The sequence below is a fragment of the Providencia sp. UF-224 genome (genome assembly GCF_058245955.1).
Map to the genome: position 1 here is coordinate 239486 of NZ_JBSICC010000002.1, position 19816 is coordinate 259301.

A 19816-nucleotide genomic window follows, 5' to 3' on the forward strand; every position below is an offset into this window, starting at 1 on the left:
TATGAAAGATCTTTTACAAAATAAACAGTTAGTGTTGACGCTTGGCCTGCTTTACCTTGCTCAAGGGATCCCAATGGGGATTGCAATGGACGCATTGCCGACCTTCTTGCGCCATGATGGCGGGGAATTGAAAGTATTGGCGTTTTTACCGCTGGTGGGCTTGCCATGGGTGGTGAAATTTTTGTGGGCATCATTCGTGGACAACCATTGGGGGAAAAAGCTTGGTCGCCGAAAAAGCTGGATCATTCCCATGCAAATTATTGTCACGCTGGCGATGTTTGCGCTGAGTACATTAGGTTTATCCGTTGAAAATGCACTCCCTTGTGTGGTGTTACTATTTGTTGCTTCACTGGCAAGTGCAACACAGGACATTGCAACAGACGGAATGGCTGCGGAACAAGTCAGTGGCACGATGTTGTCAAAAATTAATGCAGTGCAGATTGCGGGTGTGATGGCAGGTTTCTTTATTGGCGGAGCTGGTTTAATGATCATGAGCGAAAGCTTAGGTCAGCATATGGCATTGGGGATATTAGCCTGCGTGCCGTTACTCAGCTTATTGTTCATCTCATTATGTCCCTTAAAAAATACAGTGGTAACCACAAATTCGGACGAAAAAGCGAGCTTATTCAACACGTTTAAGCGCCGTGGGGCAACGCGTTTATTACTGTTGACCTTATTGTCTGCGGTGACGGCAGTGTCAGGGTTTGGTTTGGCAAAATTGTTTTTAAACGATGCTGGGTGGTCGTTGGCGCAAATCGGCAAGATGGGGATGGCTGGAGGGATGGTCACTTTAGTGTTCGGTTGCGGCGGAGGGGCATGGTTAATTGGCAAAATTGGCGTTTGGCGTGCCTTTTCATTTGGCTTATTGTTTGCGCTGATTTCCTCTTTATTGTGGATGTTGCAATCGTTTAATGGGGTATCTATTAGCATGGTTGCACTGTGTATCACTTTTGGCTCGTTATCTGCGGGAGTCACATCGGTGGCGATAATGACCGCTGGGATGCAATTTGCATCGCAATATCACCAAGCAGGAACGGATATGACGGCAGTACAGAGTACACGGGATATTGGTGAGCTAGTCAGTTCAATGATGTTAGTGGGGCTGACGGCTGCGGTTGGCTATTCAGGTGGTTTTATTTTAGGGGCTTCAATCGCCTTAGTGGCACTTTTTGTGACCTTTTCACATTACCGTTATGTGCAACGTTTGGAAACAGAGCAAGCTTAAGCCTGTAAAATAATTGGGCAGAGCAAGAGAGTCTTGCTCTGTTTTTGTGCCTTATTTGCTCTTAGATTTTTTCTGTTTATTTTTGATTTCATTGTTAGCTTTGTCTACGGCTTTATTGAAGTAGCTATTTAAATAATTTTGGTTGGTTAAGAAAAATAGCAAACAACTGCCAACAATCACTAGCCAGATTAGTTGGAATTTAATGGTTTCTTCAAGGCCAAACAATAACATTAATGGGATCATGACGATCATGCTGATAAAAACAGAACAAAACAAAGAACCTGCCACATAGCCTGACAGTTTTTTTAGTCCCAATACATTGAGAATAATTAAGCTGACAATAGACGCAAACAGAGTGCCAAATGTGGCAAACATGATAATAATTCCCGCCTCTTGATCTAATAACCAATCGGTAAAACCCAGCCAAGAAAAAGGGATACTAATCATGATGTAGACTCCTGTTGACCATACAGCAAAGGGATATCCTTAAAGCGAAATAACACAGCAAAAATCAGGTTTGGAAACACATGAATATCCGTATTGTAGAGCGTGACGGTTTGGTTAAAAAACTCACGGCGGTCAGCTATTTGGTCTTCAACGAGTTTCGCTTGTTTTTGCAATTCTAATAGTGCCGATTTACTGATGAGCTGCGGGTACTTTTCCGCGATAGCAATTAATGGTTTTATTTTAGGGGCAATGTGATTTGCTGTATCGACTTTGCTTTCTATTTTTTTACTGTCTAAATAGCGCTGTCGGCTCTGAATCAATTCACTAAATAGCTGTTTTTCGTGCGCCATGGCTTGGTCTGCAACTTGGGTCAGCACAGGCAATAATTCCACCTGTTTTTTTAATAATACATCAATATTGGCAAACGCTTTATAGCAGTTATTTCTTAAGAATATAATGTTGTTATAGATGTTCACCAAATAACGTAAAAAAATAAAACCGACGATTCCGATGATGAGAAAGAAAATGATTTTTTCCATATTAGTCATCACCTAGCCATGAAATTTGGCCGAAATGCATCCGTAATTGACCATTTTGGTAATCCATTGGCGTGATAATAATCGTTCCAATCAGTAAAAGTGCAGCAATAACGGTGAGCGCTAAATTACGGCGCAAAGGCCGTGCTTTGTTCCAACTGACCACAAAATCTGAGGGCGACACACCCAGCAATAAATGCGGAGCTTTGCGAATAATAATGGGTTGACCATTTTCATCCGAATCAGCGGTACCGATTAATAAATAATTAGTTTTGGGTTCTAAAATATATTCAGTATAACGGCGATTGCCACTTTCCATATCTGCATGAGGTGATAAACCTGGATAGACAAAATAATCAGGATCACATTCAACGTTGATTGAGCCAGTATCATCGGTCAACGTAAAGTGATGCATACGTTTTTTACTGTTTTGCAGCGTATAACTTTTTTTGCCATCTTTATCTTTAGAAACGGAGTATTCAAAATAAAATGAGCCATAGCAGCTTTTATTGCCCAATTCACTTTTGATTTCTGTACCGGACGTGATCTTCCCTTCAACTTCCACTAACCCCATGGCAACGGAACGTATTTTTGAGGTGGCTAAGTTCTTTTGGAATTTTAAAAAACGTTTGGTGGGGGTGTTTTCAATAAATTTAAAAACAAAGGTGAGGACAAACGCGAGGAAAAAGATGCGCATGTCGATAAAAAAGCCTGCCATTAAACAGGTGGCTAATAATGTTCCCACCACAACTTTAACGAACGCAGCAAATTTCGATGAGCCTTCATTTTGCATCCGTTGGTAGGCTTGAATACCCGATTCCGTGATCCTAACCAAATGGCGGGAAACAAAAAAAGTAATCACCATTACAACAACGTAATACAGGATGCTCGGGTAATCCCCCTGAGTCGGGGAGATTGAGACCCACATACCAAAGGCCATACTAAAAAAGGGAATGATGCCCCAAGTGATCTTTTTATTTATCGAAAATTGCTTATCAAGAAATAAAATTAACGCACCGACTGCGGCACCTAGTAAAAAATACATTTTTGTTCACCCAGTGAAGGCTATTTGAATTGAACACCATGGTATTGTTTTTCGTCCTCGGCAATTTCCAATAGGGGTAATTGCGTAAAACGAAATGCATTGGCAATAATGCTGTCAGGGAACATTTGGATTGCCGTATTGTATTCGGTTGTTGCGTCATTAAAGCCTTCTCGGCGTTGAGCTATTTTATTTTCCACATCACTTAAGGCGATTTGTAATTGGGTAAATTGTTCGCCTGAAATTAGCGTTGGGTAATTTTCTGCGATAGCGATAATACTGCGCAGAGCGCTGCTCATTTCATTCGATGCAGCAATTTTTTCATTTAACCCTTTGGCATTAAAGTAGCTTTGGCGCGCATCACTTAATGACGTAAATAATGTTTTTTCATGCTCCATCGCTTTTTCAGTGATGGTGACAAGTTGAGGGATCTGGTCTGCTCGCTGCTTTAAAATGACATCGATATTCGCAAATTGGTTGCTGACTTGGTTACGTGTACTAACTAGGCGGTTATAGATAGAAATTCCCCAGCCCACTAAAAGTAATAGCGCAATAAATACCACGATAAGGGTGATTGTCATATTCGAGCCTTTTAACCAGAAAATGGTGCGAGTTTAGGATTTGAGCTTAAACGTATAAGAGGGCGATAAATTATGCAATCAGAAAAGGGATAAATTACTAACGTTGAGAGGTGATATGCGGGCTAACACCTAAACTCGAGTGGTGCTAGCCCGCATATTTAAAAAACGTTAAAAGAACTTATCTACAGTGACGTCTATTTCGGTATAGCTTTGTTCAAGGAAATAGTTTAAATCGCATTGTAGAATATTGGCGAATATACAAAGTCGGCGGATCGTGAAGTTTTGTACGCCTCGCTCGTAACGGGATATTTGCTGTTGGCTTAACCCCGATTGTCTACCTAAATTGTCGCCAGTTAAGCCCATTTGCAAACGACGCTTGCGCATTTTCTGCCCAATATAAGAATTTGAGATGTCTGTATGATATTTTGTCATAATATAACTCTAATCAAGTAATAATGAATCAAATCCGCGAGAGATAGCAGGTGTGTATTTAATTAACTCTCATGGTTTGTTAATTCGATATCATTATTGGAATAAATATTATTATCTCCATTAAATAAAGCTATCCCTACAATAAATACACTAAGCCCAATAATTGATATCATAACGCTAAATAATTTTGATAAATTTTTGTTAATATAAAATAATGATTGTTCTTTTAATGAAAATGCTGAGTCTGAAAAAGATAAAAATAATATAATAGTTCCCCAGTGTAATACCGATAAAAGAAACGGATATTCAACATTGCTGTGGATTACAATGGGGAATATGGCAATTATCATGGCTAATGAGTATCCATTACCATTTTTTTTATATTTAATAAAAGACTGGAAAATAATGTAAATACTCCCCGTGATCAGTAGTGCCATAAAAAGTAAATTAATATTGCTACCTTTCATAATCCAAAGAAAAATTTCATTATGTGAATGTGGAACAATATATTGTTCTGAACTTAAAAATGGGAGCGCTGTTCTGCCATAGCCATTTTTAGGGATTAACGAAGGATCCCATATATCATCAGGTTGCTCTAAAAAGAGGGTAACCGAAAACCGTAACATTTGTTTTAAATGAAACTGGTTAATCACTTCAGTACTGATAAACTGTGGGCAGAGTTTGATAAGATAAATACCAATAAACATTGCCACAGCCATTATAAAGTAACTTGCAATTACCCTTAATTGATTTTTTTTGTAGAAAAGGCAAACAAATATAAAAATTGCCACAATAAAACTTAACCATGTTGTTACGGATTGCAAGGTTACAAGTGTTAAAGTAAATAAAAATATTGCACAGCCTAACGCAATCGCCCTTATATTCTCATACTTGGAATTTACTAAGGTAAATTGCGATAAAATAAGTGTCATCATCGCAAGCAAGCATGATGCAGCTACGCTTACTGACAATATATTAATTTGTTGCGACAAACCATTTGACCGCATATCCGTTGCGAAATAAAAAATATCAGGCTGAGTGAAAAATTGGTAACCCGTCAAACAGGCTTGAATAGCTGAAAATACAATATTGCAATAAATACAAAACGACTGTACCCGCCACCTGTCTTTTATTTGTAGTCCAGTAATATAAAATAATACGCCAATGGTAATGCCAGACCAATACCAAAAAATCAATTCACTGTTTATATCGCTTGAATAAGCAAGTCCAATTGCTAAAAAAATTAACGCAATAAAAAAGCAAATTGCAGGTACGGTAATAACAATTTTATTTTTTCGATAAAATACCGTAAATGAAATAGTCGAAATCAACATGGCAATAGCAAGCCAACTAATGATATTTTGTGGAAGTGATTGGCGTAAACTTCCTAAGCTATCAATATAAATTAGGCTGGCTAAATGCCAAATAACAAATACGCCAATAAATAATGAGCGAGATATCATAATCATAGTGCATTACCGCTGCATTAAATAAAGGTAGCAATTAACCAAGCATTACCCTTGTAGTCCCCTGGTTCTGCATCTGAACCTGAAAGTTTGCTTTCAATACGAATGTTTTTGACTTTATCTATTGTTGTTTCAATAGTTTTACCACTTTGATTAGTTTGCTCATCAAACAACGTGACATCAGAGTAAATCGTATTATTGCCTGATTTTAGTGGAACGCGTTTTTCTGGGTCAGTGTCAGTGGCATAATCTAATTTTAATTTTACTTTAACGGGCTGAACACGTTCACAAGTGTAAGTAACAGTACGTGTTTCCTTACTATTAAATTCATAGGCATCCAGTGTTTTATGGTCAATATTGAGATTATCAATACTAGAACGGCAATTTGAGGGGTAATTAACCACCGATGTCGTGAGATCTAATTTTACACTGGCCTTATCCGCAGGGACGTTAAGAGTTGGTGTTCCTGTGTTTTGGAATAAACGGGTATAACCTGCAATCATTGCATTAGGAATAACAATTTTTCCATCAATAGGAATTTCTTTAACATAAACCCTCACTTCAAACGGAAATTGAACAGTAAAGAAAGAGGTATCTAATGGCCCCATTTCCTCATCTGAACATCCGCGCCCTGAAATATTTCGCCACCCATTAGTGATACCATTATCAGAATAAAGGGTGAAAAAAGTATTTGCGTTAATTTTATAGGCTTTTAATCCTTTCAATGAAAACCCGGCTTCTGGCATATAAGCAAATACACGGTGATAAGCATAATTCAAAGGGAGCCCTGCACTGTAATTTCCTTCGAGGAAGTTAACTGTGCATTTAACTTGCCCAAAAGGTTGTGAGCTGGTGTCATCGATAACAATTCCTGTTTTATTGGGTGGGGCAATTAGAAAATATTCATTATTATCTGTGCCAATTATTGGAGTACTTGCAACAACAGAATTGCTTGAAACTAAATTCATTTTATAACCACCGCCAGCGGCTGCGTAGCGGGTTGCCTGCGCATGTAGGCTGCTTAAACACAGCGGTAATAATAAAAGTAATTGCGAATAAATTCTTAACATTTTCATACGGTTTCCCACTATTACAGGTAATCAACCATCACAGATAAGGCCGCGCTAAATGGCCCTGCATTCAGGTTTTCTAAGGCTTGGTTAGTCACAAGTTGCGACTGAATAACGATTTTCCCTGTATCTCCACTAATAGTGGGGGCGATCCTTTCCCATTTGTTCAAGTTCAGCGCCGTGCTTTTATTTTCTTCTGAGAAACGAATACCCAACCCATTAATTGAGGTCGCCAGTACCGTTTCATTATTGACGATCAGGGTATTGCCTTCTTTTGGTGAAAGATAAACTTGCAAATTTTTACGTAGCTCACATTGCTTAATTAAAATTCCAAATGATTGTTTTTCTTCGGATAATCTATCTAATGCGACTTCTCGAAAGTTAATAAATAACTCTTTTTCGCCATTTTCGGCGGTTAACACGCACGGTGGACGCACCAACTTGGCAGACAGCGACAGTAATATATCGGCTTGCGTACCAAAGGAAATTAATAGCCCCACGAAAGGAAATACAAAACGTGTCAGTTTCATTTTCATTCTCCTTATTGATAATCAAGGTTGAACGTCACGGTCGAGGCAAACCCACCGGTTTTTAAACGTGCATTAAAGGGTTTTTGTGCATACACGCCAAATGACAGGGTGTTAATTGACCCCTTTCCTGATTCAGTGACCTTACTGACATCTATTTTTGTATTCAGGTCGAGCTCTTTGCCATTGCTGTCGGTCAGCGCCAATAACACATTGGACTCACCCGTTGTTTTTAGGTAATTAATGCCATTGTGTACTTCGGTATTTTGGGTATTTAAGGTGATTTTGATGGTTTTATTTAACGCCATCGTTGAACAGTCCACGATATCAAGTTTAAAAGGCTGTATTTCAGAGCGCCCCAAGGTTTCTAGGGATGAAAAACGTAGCCCAGAAAGGTAAATTTTCTTCTGTGCGTCATCATCGCTGAGGCGACAACCCAAAGGCACTAATACCCCTTCAAAATACACCGTGAGGCTGTTGGCAGAACTATTATTCGCTGTTAGGAATAAAAGGCTAAATAAAAAGATTGCGTATCTAGTCATAATTTATTTCCAAACGTTGAGCTGCCTTATTGGCCGGAAGCGATAACATAAAGGTGTTATTGCGCAGGGGTTGTGAGAGCGCATACTTTTGCGTGCCTAGCTTTAAGGTTAAAGGCGCCCAAGCGTGCTGTTGTGTCGCTTGGCGACAATGGGAAAAATTTATTTCCAATTGATAAGTTTGTGCAAGCAACGTATTTTCATTCAATTTCAATGAAATAACAGGTAGACAAGGAGCAGTGACAATACGCGCATTGACATAGACGGTACCCGTAGTGACAGGCGCAGTGGATTTTGCAAACGAGGGAATTGCAAAGAGCCATAGCGCTAAGTAACCTAATCTCATTGTTCTGCTCCTTTTTATTTTTGACATATTATTCCGTGACACTGCACTGTGATGCTTGGCACTTGAATGCCAGTGTTGGCTTCCCACCATAATCATTAATATAGGTCAGGTAAGGGGTTGAAAATTTAGCTGATTTAATGACTTGGTTCGATTTTGGCGGCACCATAGTGGCTTCAAAATCACTCTCTTCCGATTGCTTTTGGCTGTTTCCGATACCAATCACCGTGATATAAAACGGTGTGGGGTTATTTAATGTGTAGCCCGTTGCCGAAGGTGTGAGAGTGATGTGTTTTGGCCAATCTGTTTTACTTTGTGCCACAATACTTTCTGGGCGATAAAACAGTTTGACGCGACTTTGTAATGCAATTTGCAACACACCAGCTTCAGATGATTTCGGTGGAATTTCACGCAGGTTGTAATAAAACAGGGACTCTCTGTCTTGGGGTAATTTCGCCACATCAGGTGCGGTACTTAAACGCACTAAGCTGGTGGATTTTGGCTCCATACGTTGAATAGGCGGTGTGGCAATAATCGGGCCCGTTTCGAGTTTTTGCTCTGACGCATTTTCTAACCATGACTGTGCCAAATAAGGTAATTCTGGGTTGTCATTGCGGATGGTAATGTTGATAGAGGACTGATTACCATCAAAAATAATACGAGTACGATCAAGCGTGACGGCAGCTTGAGCTGTACTCAAGACGCTTACTGCGAGCGTAAATGCTGTAGTCAACTGTAAAAAAGGGCGATTCAATTTCATCTTAGTTCTCTTCTTAACGGCAAATGATTGTGGGGTAAACTTCCTGAGGGTTAATGACGTCAGGAACGTGTGCACTGCACTGAAGTTTATTTCCCCAATAGATATTTAATAATTCTTTGGCTCGAATGCCGACAATCCATGTAATACCTTGCTCGCCGACAATGCCGAGCTCAATATTGCTGCTATTACGCACGCTGGCACCAAACGGTGGGTAGCTGTTATCGGCGAGTTTTAAGCGCGCAAAGGTTTTTTCACCTTGAATAACATTCAGGCTGCGATAGCCAATGGCTCCGCGAGTTAATGTGGCATCCGTGACGGTCTCTAACGCTTCCACATCCTTTGGTAACTTACTGGTATTAATCGATGCGCTGGTTTTTCGGTAACTGCTCACATTAGGTAATACGGCAAGGCCAAAGTGGTTTGTTTGATACACGCCACCACTGAGTGGCACATTCGATGCCCCCGGCGTTTCGACGACGAGGCGCGTGCCCCCATAGGCCGCTTGGTGCATGGCAATGCCTTCTTTAATTAAAGTGAACCCGCCATTAATTGAGCCACCCACACTGTGGTATTCATTTGGCACATAGCTGGCATTCCCTGAAATCGAGGCATACGGCAGGTTTTGGCTTAAATAGCCGCTGAAGCTGGTTTGGTCATCTTGGTTGCTCCCTGTTTGGTAGCCCACATTCAAGTTATAGCTGCGCTGATCGCTATACCCGCTGTATCCCACATTGTGAGTTGAGCTATGGTTGCCATTTTGATCCCGTGTGTAACCTTCCGAAAAGCTAAAACTACTGCCTTGGGATAATGGAATAGTAAAATATAAGCTGACCGCATCATCTTGGTAGCCGGCTCTTTTTGAACGAGTTGCCGATGCGGTGAGGTTAATATTTTTCAGCCCTACAGCCGCCCAATTCAACAGGGTGCTCAGGTATAAGCTGTACTGTTCTTCGGTTTCGCTATTCCAATAAGTGTTGTATTGGTAGTTGCCCCCCAACGAGAAATCATCAAAATATTTGTTGATATTCACTTGGTAGCTTTCTTTTTGTGCTTGGGCTTCATTGCCTGTGCGGCGCTCATCCAACGTTTGCTGCAAGGAGCGGTAGGTTTCATCCGAGAAACGATACCCTGCGAACGTAATGTCGGTTCTGGCTTCGTCAAACGATTTGGAATAACTGAGGCGGTAGCTTCGCCCAGTTAATGTTTTATCGATTAACTGCGCATGTGACTGGGTGGCATCAAAGGACAGACTACCGAAGGTAAATAAGTCACGGCCAAAACCTGCTGAAAAGGCTTGGTAGTTTTTCGATAAAACCGAACCGCCATAAATAGACCACAGGTTATTTAACCCATAGGATAACTCGCCTGACGCAGTTAAATCCCCTTCAAGCTCTCGACCGTTAAAACGCGGTTTCCCTGCTGCAAATTTATAGCGGATTTGTCCCGGTCGCGTTAAATAAGGTAACGCAGCCGTGGTAATACTAAACTGTTGCTCTTCACCGTTTTCTTCACGCACCGTGACATCTAGCGTCCCACGAATGGAGCTATCGAGTGTTTGGATACGAAACGGCCCCGCAGGCACGGTAGTTTCTAACACAACACGATTATGACTTTTGACTATCACCGTCGCATTGGTTTGAGCAATACCAATAATTTCAGGAGCATACCCCGTTAATTTTGGGGGCATCATATTTTCATCGGTTTCAAGGGAAATACCGGTGTACTGCCAAGAGTCAAAAATAGCGGAGTAAAAATAGTTTTCACCCAACGTTAAAATTGACGCGATGGATTTAATTGAGCGATACGCAAATACTCGACTAAAGGCGACATCGCTGTATTGGTTTTCAAAGCTCCCAGTGGATTTGCGGTAGTTAGCTTGGTAATCGCCCCGGAAGCGCCATGCACCGATATTCAGCCCCGTGGTTCCGTTGGCTGAAAGATACGACTCACGTGAGCCTGAATTTCTGCGCGTTAAAGAGCCCGTTAGGTTGTAATCCAATAAAAAGCCATTAACCCCTTCTTCCCAACGGGAAGGGGGTACCCAACTTGGGTCGGTGTATTCTAAATAGCTTTGTGGAATTAAAATGGAAAGCGTTAAGGTGGATAAGTCCACATTTAAGGATGCACCTTCGAGCGCGGATAAATCCAAGCATTTTCCATCATCACGGTATTGGACTAATTTGATGGCGTCTGATGTTAGTCCTAAACGATCCAGAATATTGAAAGGAATACAAACCGTGCTGAATAAGTGACTTTCTTGGGATTGCGGTGCAATCACTGTAATATCTTGCGCACTGCCCACACTTTCATTATTTACTTTGACGGTTAAATGGTAAGTGCCAGGCATAATAAATCCGGCCTGAGAAAACTGGCTAAAATCAATATTCTGTGTATCTTCGGTATCTAACATATCCGTATTAAATTCGACCGCATAAGCGATTGACGAAATAGACGATAAAAAAGACGTCACAATAATGTAGGAATAAATATTAAGTTTAACCATGTTTTTTTCATCAAATTAATTATGAGTGTGTTTATTAATCGTAAGTAACGTTGAATTTAATAGTGGTAAAGTAATCCCCAGGTGTAATTTCATTATTACTTGTGCCTAGTTCTGTTTCATATTTCAAATAACTTTCTTTGCTTTTATGATCGAAATAAATATAGTTATCGGATATGGAATAGAGTTTGTTTGGCATTAATAATTTGTCATTGCTATCGTAAATATATAAAACAACACCGGGTTTAGGGCCTGAAAGTTTTATGGCATTGCTATATATGTCTTGAGGTGCAAAGAAGCGAATTTTAATGCCTTTGTGGTTATTATTATCATACTCGCTGATACAGTTATTTAATTTTATATAAAAGGGTTTGCGTGCTATTTTTCTGTCTTCTATTTTATTAATACTAAAATTAGAAACGTAATCATAGTTGATATATTGATATTGGCTGTCTGTTTCAATAGAGCAAGGCGCTGCAACAATATAACCTTGCATGACTGCCTCACCTCGAAGTCCGTCTTGTACATGCCCCACGTTAGAATTTGTTGCATAGGAATTTAGAGGACTCAGTAATAATGTCGTCCATAAATAAATATATTTTTTCATAATGAACCTTTTTATAGGGAGGAATAACCCTCCCTTTAAAAATATTACTCGTATGTGATTTTAAAATCAGCAATCGAGCTAAATTCACCTTCAGTAACGGCTGTTGCACCATCAACGCGTTTTGCTAATGCGGTAAATTCTAAAACGTTTTCGCCTTGTTTATTACGAATTTGGTTCATGACAGATTTTGCTTCATCAAATTTAAAGTCTTTAATTTGAACACCAATATTTTTTGCAGAACCTGTTGTTCCTAAGAACTCTTTGTCAGTACCAACATAGTTTTTACCACCGAAAGTAATTTTGATGTCTTTAACTGCGACCCATTTACCTTCAGTATCTTTGCTGAACTCATCGAAATTACAGTCTTTGATTTTAATCGCGATATCTTTTTCAGCGGCATTACCTGCTTCTAAAGAGGCACGAGAAAGTTGACCAAAAGGGACTTCTTGTTTAGTACTTTCAGATTCGATATTACATGGTGCATTAACCACTTGACCGCTGAAATGTAATTCACCCGAGTTACCACTTGCTAATACAGCGCTAGACAGTGTTGACGCAGCAAATAAAACAGCAACAGATAATTTATTTAATTTCATACTAAAATCCTTAAGAGAAAAATTAACAACTTCTATAATGAGGTCCCTAAATTAAGGGGCATTATAGGAATTCATTTACTTACCCATCATTGGGATATAACTATTTGTATATAAAAGAAAATTGGGCCTTTTATAAACTTGTTTCCATTCGTACTTTCATATCAGGTCATATCAGGAAATGATATTTGAAACGTAGTCTATTCGACGGAGTAAAGATTACCCCTAGTAGGTGTATATTGAAATAAAATTCTTATATTTTAAGTCAATATGAACATTAACTCTGCTCTTTAATGTTTTTTAATGTTCTTTAATATTTTTATGCTTTATTAATATTGAGGTAAATAATTAATTTTTGTGTCTTTAAGGTGTTTTAATGTGCCTTTTTTTAAATGCAAAAAAAAATGCATCAAATTTAGAATATTTGATGCATTTTTATGATTTTATTTGATGATTACTTGTGGTGATTAAATCGTACAAATAAACATTGGCGAGTAGTTTTCTTCAAAAATATAATTTTTATCGTTTAAACGCTTTACTCTAGTGAAGTAAATTTGGTTAAGCTGTGGGAGGCCTCGGATATAAATATCATCGCCAGCTTGGTCATTAGGGTCAATGTAGATATTTTTTACACGAGAAAAAAAATGGCTGCCTTGTTGTTTATACTCAATAAGCAGCTTACGAGAGATAATGTATTTTTTATGATTAAAATTAATTTCACCCGTCATGATAAAAGAATGCTGATTATTATTCTCTGCATTTGGAATGACACTCAATAAATAATAGCCACTTAAACTAGAACGATCGTCTGAAATGTCAATTTTCAAGGTTGCGCGGCAGTCAGGCACAACATGGGTATTAATTTTAATGTAAGAATATAAACTAATAAAAACTAAAGCGATGGCAGTGAGAAGTAAAAAAACAAGGCGTATAGGTTTGTTATTTGACATAAAAATTCTCACAGCTTATCGTGGCGCCATCTTTTGCCGTTTTAGGGCAGTAAGATAAAAAGAGATAGTCATCGTTGAAATTTTTATTTTTAGTGATAATTCCCACATTGTAGTAAAAAACAGTGGCAGGTTTTTTACAGTTAATGCCTAAGTTTTCAAGCCTTTCTTTTAATACTGCGAAGCTCATAGTCCGAGTATCTGCTTTATGGTAACTATTTATATAACGAATTGAGCATTGATCAATTTGCCCAACCTCTGGGTACTCTGTACGGCTAGCAAAAAAGTAGCTTTTAAACAGATAAAGCAAACAAAAGATAATAACGACAACCAATGTTATTTCGAGGTAGCGATTATTTAAAATATAGGGCTTTTTGGCAGCGACTTCAGTTTTTATTTCATCTTTTTCAGCGCTTTCTAAAGGTGACTCAAAAGAAGTAGAAAGTGATGGCGTAGTTTCTAAAATTGTTTCTTCTAATTGTTCTTCTAATTGTTCTTCGGATTGCTCTTCAGGTTGTTCTTCGGGGGTGATAAATGTTAAATCAGCAGAAAACTTTATTCCTACCTTGGGAATAGTTGAAATAACTTCCTCATCGAAAAAAGAAGCTAAATGGCGGCGTAAAACAGAGACGCTGCTATTTAAATTATTATCAGAAACAACTTGGTTATGTTCTTCCCAAACTCGGCGCAATAAAGTTTCTCTATCTAAAACTTCCCCGTTATTTTGTGCTAATACTAAAAGTAAACGATTTAACGTTGTTGTCAGCTTAATTGCATCGTCAACGTCACTCGTATACAACAGCCCCTGATAACTGTCATAGGTAACATGCTGATTAATTAAATATTTCATTTTAGGATGGGTTTTTATTTATGGTGGAATACAACTGTATGGTGTCAGTTTATACCCGTAATTCGGGATATGTCAATTAAACTGAATTAGAGTAAATCATTATATTATTTAAAGTGGAAAGTGCAGAACAAATAGCTAGAGGAAATAAATTGAGTTTAATTGGGTTAATTGCAATTATTATGTTTAGTTAAATAAAAAAGCCCCGGTTAGGGGGCCTGATGAATTAGATTCTCTGTTAAGCTGTAGGCTCAAGAATTTGATGCACAACTGGGTGGAATTTACGTTTAAAGTAAACTAACCCATGACCGGTATCGTTCACAATAATTTGTTTCATTTCAACCATGTAAACAGAGTGCGTACCAATGTCTTGTACTTGGGTGATTTCACCTTCGAGGTTGGCAAGGGCATTTTTCAGTAAAGGTTGCTGTAAAATACCGTTGTCCCACACGTTCCAGCTAAAACGCTCTTCCATTGTGGAACCTTTCATCCCCGCAAAATGGCATGCTAACTCTTCTTGGTCATGGCTAAGCACGTTCACACACAGGCGGCCATTCTTTTGAAACACCGCATTCATTGCACTGTTGCGGTTGACACATACCATCAAAGTCGGTGGCGTGTCTGTAACTGAACAGACTGCGGTTGCTGTAATTCCACAGCGACCTTCAGTGCCATCCGTGGTGACTATGTTCACTGCTGCACCGAGACTTGCCATCGCATCTCTGAAACGCAGGCGATGTTCATTTTCTAAAGACATATTGACCTCCTGCTACTGATTACTTCAGCAGCGAATCTAACTGATTAATATCATTGTTGTTATACAGGTGTGGACGTTTCCATCCGTGTTGATCGTAATCTGATAAGCAGCGATCAACCATATCTGTCATGGCTTTCATGTTGCCAGAACCTTGTGCATGACGCAGACATTGCAGACGAATTTCATCTTGGCTACCTGCATAGTTAATTTCATACAGTTCATGGCGACCACCAAACTCACTTCCAATTGCATCCCACATGAGTTTGAGGATCTTAATCCGTTCGACGTGATCCATTCCGTTTGAACCGCGTACATATTTTGCTAAGTACTTATCAATTTCTGGGTTGTTCATATCACGAACGCTGGATGGTAAGTAAATCAGCCCACTCGTTACGTTACTTTCAATGATATTTTTAATTTTGGTGTAGGCCATTGGTGCCATTACACGGTAAGTCTGGATAGCTTGAGTATCTGGTAGGAATGCGCCGCCTTCCCATGCTTTTGCTTCTGAAGTCATTGCATCAGTCAATGACCAGAACAGATTACGCCACGCAACCACTTCACCCAGATCAGCCTGTACACCACGGAAATCAATAACACCTGTACATTCTAAACTTTTTTGTAACAATCCGGTAATGAAGTCTAATTTAACCGCTAAGCGGACACAAGCTTGTAATGGGAATAAACGTGCAAATCCACCTTGTACTGCCCAGTTACGTGCGCGGTCGAAGTCACGGTAAATCAGGACGTTTTCCCATGGAATTAACACATGATCCATCACCAAGATGGCATCATTTTCATCGAAACGGCTGGAAAGTGGGTAATCAAATGGTGCGCCAGTTGCGCCTGCCACTAATTCATAAGATGCGCGAGAAATTAATTTCACACCGTCGGCATCCATTGGTGCAACAAACATCAGGGCAAAGTCAGGGTTATCGCCCATCACTTGTGCAGAACCAAAACCGATAAAGTTATAGTGTGTTAGCGCTGAGTTGGTCGCAACTACTTTTGCGCCACTGACGATAATACCTGCATCAGTTTCTTTTTCGAGTTTGATATAAACGTCTTTCACTTCATCAGCAGGCTTATGGCGATCAATTGGTGGGTTAACAATCGCATGGTTAAAATACAAGCCGCTTTCTTGAATGCGTTTGTACCAATTGCGCGCGTTATCTGCGAACTGGCCATAATATTCAGGGTTGGCACCTAAACAGCTGGCGAATGCCGCCTTATAGTCTGGAGTGCGTCCCATCCATCCGTAGCTTTGGCGTGACCAATCTGCGATGGCATCACGTTGTTGGCGCAGTTCATCTGCACTTTTCGCGAAACGGAAGAATTTGTGCGTGTATCCACCGTTACCTGTGTCGGTGTTCCAGCAAAGCTGGTTATGAGTCGTTTTATCATGGAGCGCATCATATAACTGTCCTATGGAAGCCGCTGAATTACGAAAAGCAGGGTGAGTGGTGACATCTTTTACGCGTTCGCCATAAATGTAGATTTCACGGCCATCTTGTAGGCTTTTTAAGTATTCTTGGCTATTAAAAGGGCGTTTAGCGTCTGAACGAAAATCTTCTGGTTTCATGTCTACCTCGTTATCTCACAATGAGGGCTTGCATTGATAGGGGACAAAGGTGCAAGCGAAATATGTTAATTTTATGTTTGTTTTGTGTTTCTTAATTGAATCGTTTTCTGTGTTGATTTTAAAGAGACTTTCGAAAGGTTTGCTGGTACTTTTCGTTGGAATTGAATGTTTATAAAAGAAATGTGATCTTACCGATGTTTTAATATTAATGTAATTATTATTTTTAATTGAAATTACTTAAATAACATGATGTTAATGTTTATTTATATATTAATAAAAAGAATGATAATTAAACATATGCGGTTGAAATTTGATCTATCATTTCACTTTTTGTCGTTCTTGTTATGCGAAATTAAGAAAATTAAAACAAAATGAATAAGAGATAAAAATGTTTTTAATATGTAAAATTAAATGACATTGCCGCTGAGCGATTCAGCGGCAATAAAAATTTTTCGGAGGAAGGAAAAAGTTGAGTCGGTTAATGGATATTTTGTTCACGCCAAGTGCTTGGAGAGGAACCGACTAATCGGTTAAAAAAACGAGCAAAATAAGCAGGGTCTTTAAACCCAAGCTGGTAGGCAATTTCAGAAACAGGGCTGTCTGAGAAAATAAGTAACCGCTTCGCCTCACGTAAAATACGGTCAAAAATAAGCCGTTTAGGCGGGCGATTTGCAAATCGTCGGCACATATCTTTGAGGCGAGATTCTGTGATACCCAGTTTTTTTGCATAGTCAGGCACAGCGAGGTGCTCATGATAATGCAAGTCAATCAACTGGTTAAATCGCTGGAACAAGCGATGTTCGCCCCTAACGCCACTCGTCGGGTGTTCATCTAAGGGGATAGACCTTAACAGAAAGGTAAATAGCGCTTGGGCTAAAGAGGATAAAACCTGATCTTTCCCCACGAAGCTGTTCGCTGATTCACGTGCCATTAATGCCCAATAATGATTGAAAGCATCAATATCATCAGGTTTGTCAGCAACAGATAAGCAAATAGCAGGAATATCCACCAAGTCAGGATGAGCAGGGTAAAGGGATTCAAGCAGCGGCATGATGAGATCTTGACGCACAGTCAGCACATGACCATCCGTGTCTTCTTGGGTAAAAAATGCATGGGCAACAGACGGTGGCGTTAAAATAAACAGCGGTGCTTGGACAGAATAGCGTAACTCATCAAGCTGCAAGGTAATGTGGCCAGTGACCAAATAGTGCAACTGGAAGAAACCATCATGGCGATGTGCCTGCATGTCGCGACCAAAAAAGGCAGCCATGTTGCCGAAGGTTTGGTAGTGGACGTCGTCAGTGCCTTGGGTTTCGTCGTAGTCCTTTCCAATATCTATATTTGTAATCATGCCCTTCATATTTCGACCTGTAGCGTTGTTGGCTACACTCCGCTACTCGGGTCACATACTTATGTATGCTCCCCGAGATATCGTCGTTTGCCGCCTAGCTACAAGCCGAACTATTTTGGGCATCCCCATGTTTCGGCTTGTAGCAGTTTGGATACAAATATATTACTGACACCCTTTAATAATTATTATGCAGCATAAATTATTAAGACATTCAAAACATTCGAATCATTAAAATATTAAGGCGTTGCTCTTGGGCGTGAGTTTTTCATTGGAATAACCATGACTAACAACGCACCGACGACCAGTAAACCTGCGACGAAATATAAGCCAGAGTTGAAGCTACCGGTTTGGTCTTTCAGCCAGCCAATGAGTAATGGGCTGACGGCTGAACCTATATTACCTGTCGCATTGATAACCGCAATACCGATGGCACGAGCACGTAAACTGATTGATTGGTCTGGGGTTGTCCAGAATACCGCCATCGCGGTGAAGGAACCCGTCGATGCCATGATAATACCAATCAATTGAATGATTGGATGACTCGTCATTGCGGCGAGAACCCAACCTGCCGCGGCGAATAAATACGGTAAGGCAGTATGCATCTTCCGTTCTTGCAGCCTATCTGAACGGCGGCTCCAGTAGATCATCCCCAAAATCGTACAAAATTGCGGTATCGCGGTAAGCAGACCAATCATGGCATTACTACTGCCTTGGTTGAAGCTCTGCATGATCTGTGGCGTCCAAATATTGATCGCACTTAACGTATTGGTTAAACAGAAATATGCGACGGTATACATCAAGATAACAGGGGTGAAAATCTCTTTCCATAAACTGGTATTTTGCAGGGCACTGTGGCTTTTTGACCCTTGTGGCTGCACGAGCTCCAGTTGGTCTTTGTCCATCATTTCTTGCAGTGTGTCTTTGTCTTCTTGCGTCAACCATTTGGCTTTTTTCGGTGAATCATCCAGATAGAACCAGACCAAAACACCAAGAATGACGGATGGGAAGCCTTCAAGCAGGAACAACCACTGCCAGCCTTTTAGGTCTAAAATGCCATCCATTCCTAAAATATAGCCAGAAGCCAGTGAACCGAACGCCATTGTGACAGGCATCGCAATCATAAATAGGGCATTAGCACGGGCACGGAAATAGGCAGGGAACCAGTAAGTGAGGTAAACCAAAATCCCCGGAAGGAAGCCGGCTTCAGCGATACCCACTAACATCCGCAGGACATACAAGCTTGTCGGTCCCGTGGCAAACATGGTCGCCGTTGAAGCAATCCCCCAAAGTACCATGATGGTGGCTATCCAGCGACGCGCACCAACAATCCCCAACATAATATTGCTTGGGATACCAAAAATAACGTAAGTGGCATAGAACAAGGTGGCGGCTAAACCGAACATGGTTGAGGTTAGACCGATGTCTTTCCCCATGGTGAGACCTGCAAAGCCGATATTGATCCTATCTAAGAAAGAGAAGACAAACAGCACGAATAAAAAGACGATCAGCCGTTTGAATAATTTATTAATTACCCGCTGCTGAGGCTCGGTTAAATTTTTATGTTGATCAGCAGGGTTAGTGCTTGCAAGTTGTTGATTACTCATTGTAGGGCCCTCAATTCTTTCTTCTGAAAATTATTATAGGTACAAGGGACGATGAGGCAG

Annotated in this window: 21 protein-coding genes; 1 reads left to right on the top strand and 20 read right to left on the bottom strand. The window is 40.1% G+C overall.

Annotated features, from left to right (window positions below; all coding sequences use genetic code 11):
* The first annotated feature begins 1 nt into the window (after position 1).
* Positions 2 to 1225 carry a RhtX/FptX family siderophore transporter gene (locus AC4IFO_RS03360; RefSeq protein ID WP_490731828.1) on the top strand — a complete coding sequence of 408 codons (1224 nt, stop codon included), beginning with the start codon at positions 2 to 4 and terminating at the stop codon, positions 1223 to 1225.
* A gap of 51 nt (positions 1226 to 1276) precedes the next feature.
* On the opposite strand, the gene AC4IFO_RS03365 is transcribed toward AC4IFO_RS03360, so the two are convergent.
* The 20 genes from AC4IFO_RS03365 to hpaX form a co-directional block, all read right to left on the bottom strand.
* Positions 1277 to 1672 (bottom strand): hypothetical protein, encoded by a 396-nt coding sequence (locus AC4IFO_RS03365; RefSeq protein WP_490731830.1) that lies wholly within the window; start codon positions 1670 to 1672, stop codon positions 1277 to 1279.
* On the bottom strand, positions 1669 to 2211 hold the full coding sequence (locus tag AC4IFO_RS03370) for a LemA family protein (protein ID WP_490731832.1): 543 nt from the start codon (positions 2209 to 2211) through the stop codon (positions 1669 to 1671). The genes AC4IFO_RS03365 and AC4IFO_RS03370 overlap by 4 nt, the downstream gene beginning before the upstream one ends.
* Position 2212: 1 nt before the next feature.
* Positions 2213 to 3253: a hypothetical protein gene (locus AC4IFO_RS03375; RefSeq protein ID WP_490731834.1), complete on the bottom strand. Its 1041-nt coding sequence runs from the start codon at positions 3251 to 3253 to the stop codon at positions 2213 to 2215.
* 20 nt (positions 3254 to 3273) lie between these two features.
* The gene (locus AC4IFO_RS03380) at positions 3274 to 3831 is read right to left on the bottom strand and encodes a LemA family protein (protein WP_490731836.1); all 558 of its coding nucleotides are present in this window, start codon (positions 3829 to 3831) and stop codon (positions 3274 to 3276) included.
* Positions 3832 to 3999: 168 nt separating this feature from the next.
* Positions 4000 to 4263: a helix-turn-helix domain-containing protein gene (locus AC4IFO_RS03385; RefSeq protein WP_490731838.1), complete on the bottom strand. Its 264-nt coding sequence runs from the start codon at positions 4261 to 4263 to the stop codon at positions 4000 to 4002.
* Positions 4264 to 4325: 62 nt separating this feature from the next.
* On the bottom strand, positions 4326 to 5732 hold the full coding sequence (locus tag AC4IFO_RS03390) for an O-antigen ligase domain-containing protein (RefSeq protein ID WP_490731840.1): 1407 nt from the start codon (positions 5730 to 5732) through the stop codon (positions 4326 to 4328).
* 17 nt (positions 5733 to 5749) lie between these two features.
* On the bottom strand, positions 5750 to 6805 hold the full coding sequence (locus AC4IFO_RS03395) for an MrpH family fimbial adhesin (protein WP_490731842.1): 1056 nt from the start codon (positions 6803 to 6805) through the stop codon (positions 5750 to 5752).
* A gap of 14 nt (positions 6806 to 6819) precedes the next feature.
* Entirely contained in the window at positions 6820 to 7329 is a 510-nt protein-coding gene (locus AC4IFO_RS03400) for a fimbrial protein (protein WP_490731844.1), read from the bottom strand.
* Positions 7330 to 7340: 11 nt separating this feature from the next.
* Entirely contained in the window at positions 7341 to 7868 is a 528-nt protein-coding gene (locus AC4IFO_RS03405) for a fimbrial protein (RefSeq protein WP_219197806.1), read from the bottom strand.
* Positions 7861 to 8211 (bottom strand): hypothetical protein, encoded by a 351-nt coding sequence (locus AC4IFO_RS03410; RefSeq protein WP_490731846.1) that lies wholly within the window; start codon positions 8209 to 8211, stop codon positions 7861 to 7863. Before AC4IFO_RS03410 ends, AC4IFO_RS03405 begins: the two co-directional genes overlap by 8 nt.
* A gap of 28 nt (positions 8212 to 8239) precedes the next feature.
* The gene (locus tag AC4IFO_RS03415; protein ID WP_219197808.1) at positions 8240 to 8968 is read right to left on the bottom strand and encodes a fimbrial biogenesis chaperone; all 729 of its coding nucleotides are present in this window, start codon (positions 8966 to 8968) and stop codon (positions 8240 to 8242) included.
* A 13-nt stretch (positions 8969 to 8981) separates the two neighbouring features.
* The gene (locus AC4IFO_RS03420) at positions 8982 to 11471 is read right to left on the bottom strand and encodes a fimbria/pilus outer membrane usher protein (RefSeq protein WP_490731849.1); all 2490 of its coding nucleotides are present in this window, start codon (positions 11469 to 11471) and stop codon (positions 8982 to 8984) included.
* 34 nt (positions 11472 to 11505) lie between these two features.
* Positions 11506 to 12075: a fimbrial protein gene (locus AC4IFO_RS03425; RefSeq protein ID WP_490731851.1), complete on the bottom strand. Its 570-nt coding sequence runs from the start codon at positions 12073 to 12075 to the stop codon at positions 11506 to 11508.
* A gap of 44 nt (positions 12076 to 12119) precedes the next feature.
* Positions 12120 to 12671 (bottom strand): fimbrial protein, encoded by a 552-nt coding sequence (locus AC4IFO_RS03430; protein ID WP_490731853.1) that lies wholly within the window; start codon positions 12669 to 12671, stop codon positions 12120 to 12122.
* A gap of 464 nt (positions 12672 to 13135) precedes the next feature.
* Complete coding sequence (locus AC4IFO_RS03435; RefSeq protein ID WP_490731855.1) at positions 13136 to 13618, bottom strand: FidL-like protein; 483 nt, start codon at positions 13616 to 13618, stop codon at positions 13136 to 13138.
* Entirely contained in the window at positions 13608 to 14465 is an 858-nt protein-coding gene (locus tag AC4IFO_RS03440; RefSeq protein ID WP_490731857.1) for a winged helix-turn-helix domain-containing protein, read from the bottom strand. The genes AC4IFO_RS03435 and AC4IFO_RS03440 overlap by 11 nt, the downstream gene beginning before the upstream one ends.
* Before the next feature lie 235 nt (positions 14466 to 14700).
* Positions 14701 to 15219 carry a 4-hydroxyphenylacetate 3-monooxygenase, reductase component gene (hpaC, locus tag AC4IFO_RS03445; protein WP_273839164.1) on the bottom strand — a complete coding sequence of 173 codons (519 nt, stop codon included), beginning with the start codon at positions 15217 to 15219 and terminating at the stop codon, positions 14701 to 14703.
* 19 nt (positions 15220 to 15238) lie between these two features.
* Positions 15239 to 16801, bottom strand: coding sequence for a 4-hydroxyphenylacetate 3-monooxygenase, oxygenase component (gene hpaB / locus AC4IFO_RS03450; RefSeq protein ID WP_490731859.1), 1563 nt, complete (start codon positions 16799 to 16801; stop codon positions 15239 to 15241).
* A gap of 478 nt (positions 16802 to 17279) precedes the next feature.
* Complete coding sequence (hpaA, locus tag AC4IFO_RS03455; RefSeq protein ID WP_490731861.1) at positions 17280 to 18161, bottom strand: 4-hydroxyphenylacetate catabolism regulatory protein HpaA; 882 nt, start codon at positions 18159 to 18161, stop codon at positions 17280 to 17282.
* A gap of 227 nt (positions 18162 to 18388) precedes the next feature.
* A complete protein-coding gene (hpaX, locus tag AC4IFO_RS03460; RefSeq protein WP_219245813.1) occupies positions 18389 to 19756 on the bottom strand; it encodes a 4-hydroxyphenylacetate permease in 1368 nt (455 codons plus the stop codon).
* Positions 19757 to 19816: the final 60 nt, after the last annotated feature.

Coding starts and splice junctions, on each gene's coding strand:
- AC4IFO_RS03360 (WP_490731828.1), top strand. CDS start 2: ATGAAAGATCTTTTACAAAATAAACAGTTAGTGTTGACGCTTGGCCTG.
- AC4IFO_RS03365 (WP_490731830.1), bottom strand. CDS start 1,672: ATGATTAGTATCCCTTTTTCTTGGCTGGGTTTTACCGATTGGTTATTA.
- AC4IFO_RS03370 (WP_490731832.1), bottom strand. CDS start 2,211: ATGGAAAAAATCATTTTCTTTCTCATCATCGGAATCGTCGGTTTTATT.
- AC4IFO_RS03375 (WP_490731834.1), bottom strand. CDS start 3,253: ATGTATTTTTTACTAGGTGCCGCAGTCGGTGCGTTAATTTTATTTCTT.
- AC4IFO_RS03380 (WP_490731836.1), bottom strand. CDS start 3,831: ATGACAATCACCCTTATCGTGGTATTTATTGCGCTATTACTTTTAGTG.
- AC4IFO_RS03385 (WP_490731838.1), bottom strand. CDS start 4,263: ATGACAAAATATCATACAGACATCTCAAATTCTTATATTGGGCAGAAA.
- AC4IFO_RS03390 (WP_490731840.1), bottom strand. CDS start 5,732: ATGATTATGATATCTCGCTCATTATTTATTGGCGTATTTGTTATTTGG.
- AC4IFO_RS03395 (WP_490731842.1), bottom strand. CDS start 6,805: ATGAAAATGTTAAGAATTTATTCGCAATTACTTTTATTATTACCGCTG.
- AC4IFO_RS03400 (WP_490731844.1), bottom strand. CDS start 7,329: ATGAAACTGACACGTTTTGTATTTCCTTTCGTGGGGCTATTAATTTCC.
- AC4IFO_RS03405 (WP_219197806.1), bottom strand. CDS start 7,868: ATGACTAGATACGCAATCTTTTTATTTAGCCTTTTATTCCTAACAGCG.
- AC4IFO_RS03410 (WP_490731846.1), bottom strand. CDS start 8,211: ATGAGATTAGGTTACTTAGCGCTATGGCTCTTTGCAATTCCCTCGTTT.
- AC4IFO_RS03415 (WP_219197808.1), bottom strand. CDS start 8,968: ATGAAATTGAATCGCCCTTTTTTACAGTTGACTACAGCATTTACGCTC.
- AC4IFO_RS03420 (WP_490731849.1), bottom strand. CDS start 11,471: ATGGTTAAACTTAATATTTATTCCTACATTATTGTGACGTCTTTTTTA.
- AC4IFO_RS03425 (WP_490731851.1), bottom strand. CDS start 12,075: ATGAAAAAATATATTTATTTATGGACGACATTATTACTGAGTCCTCTA.
- AC4IFO_RS03430 (WP_490731853.1), bottom strand. CDS start 12,671: ATGAAATTAAATAAATTATCTGTTGCTGTTTTATTTGCTGCGTCAACA.
- AC4IFO_RS03435 (WP_490731855.1), bottom strand. CDS start 13,618: ATGTCAAATAACAAACCTATACGCCTTGTTTTTTTACTTCTCACTGCC.
- AC4IFO_RS03440 (WP_490731857.1), bottom strand. CDS start 14,465: ATGAAATATTTAATTAATCAGCATGTTACCTATGACAGTTATCAGGGG.
- hpaC (WP_273839164.1), bottom strand. CDS start 15,219: ATGTCTTTAGAAAATGAACATCGCCTGCGTTTCAGAGATGCGATGGCA.
- hpaB (WP_490731859.1), bottom strand. CDS start 16,801: ATGAAACCAGAAGATTTTCGTTCAGACGCTAAACGCCCTTTTAATAGC.
- hpaA (WP_490731861.1), bottom strand. CDS start 18,161: ATGAAGGGCATGATTACAAATATAGATATTGGAAAGGACTACGACGAA.
- hpaX (WP_219245813.1), bottom strand. CDS start 19,756: ATGAGTAATCAACAACTTGCAAGCACTAACCCTGCTGATCAACATAAA.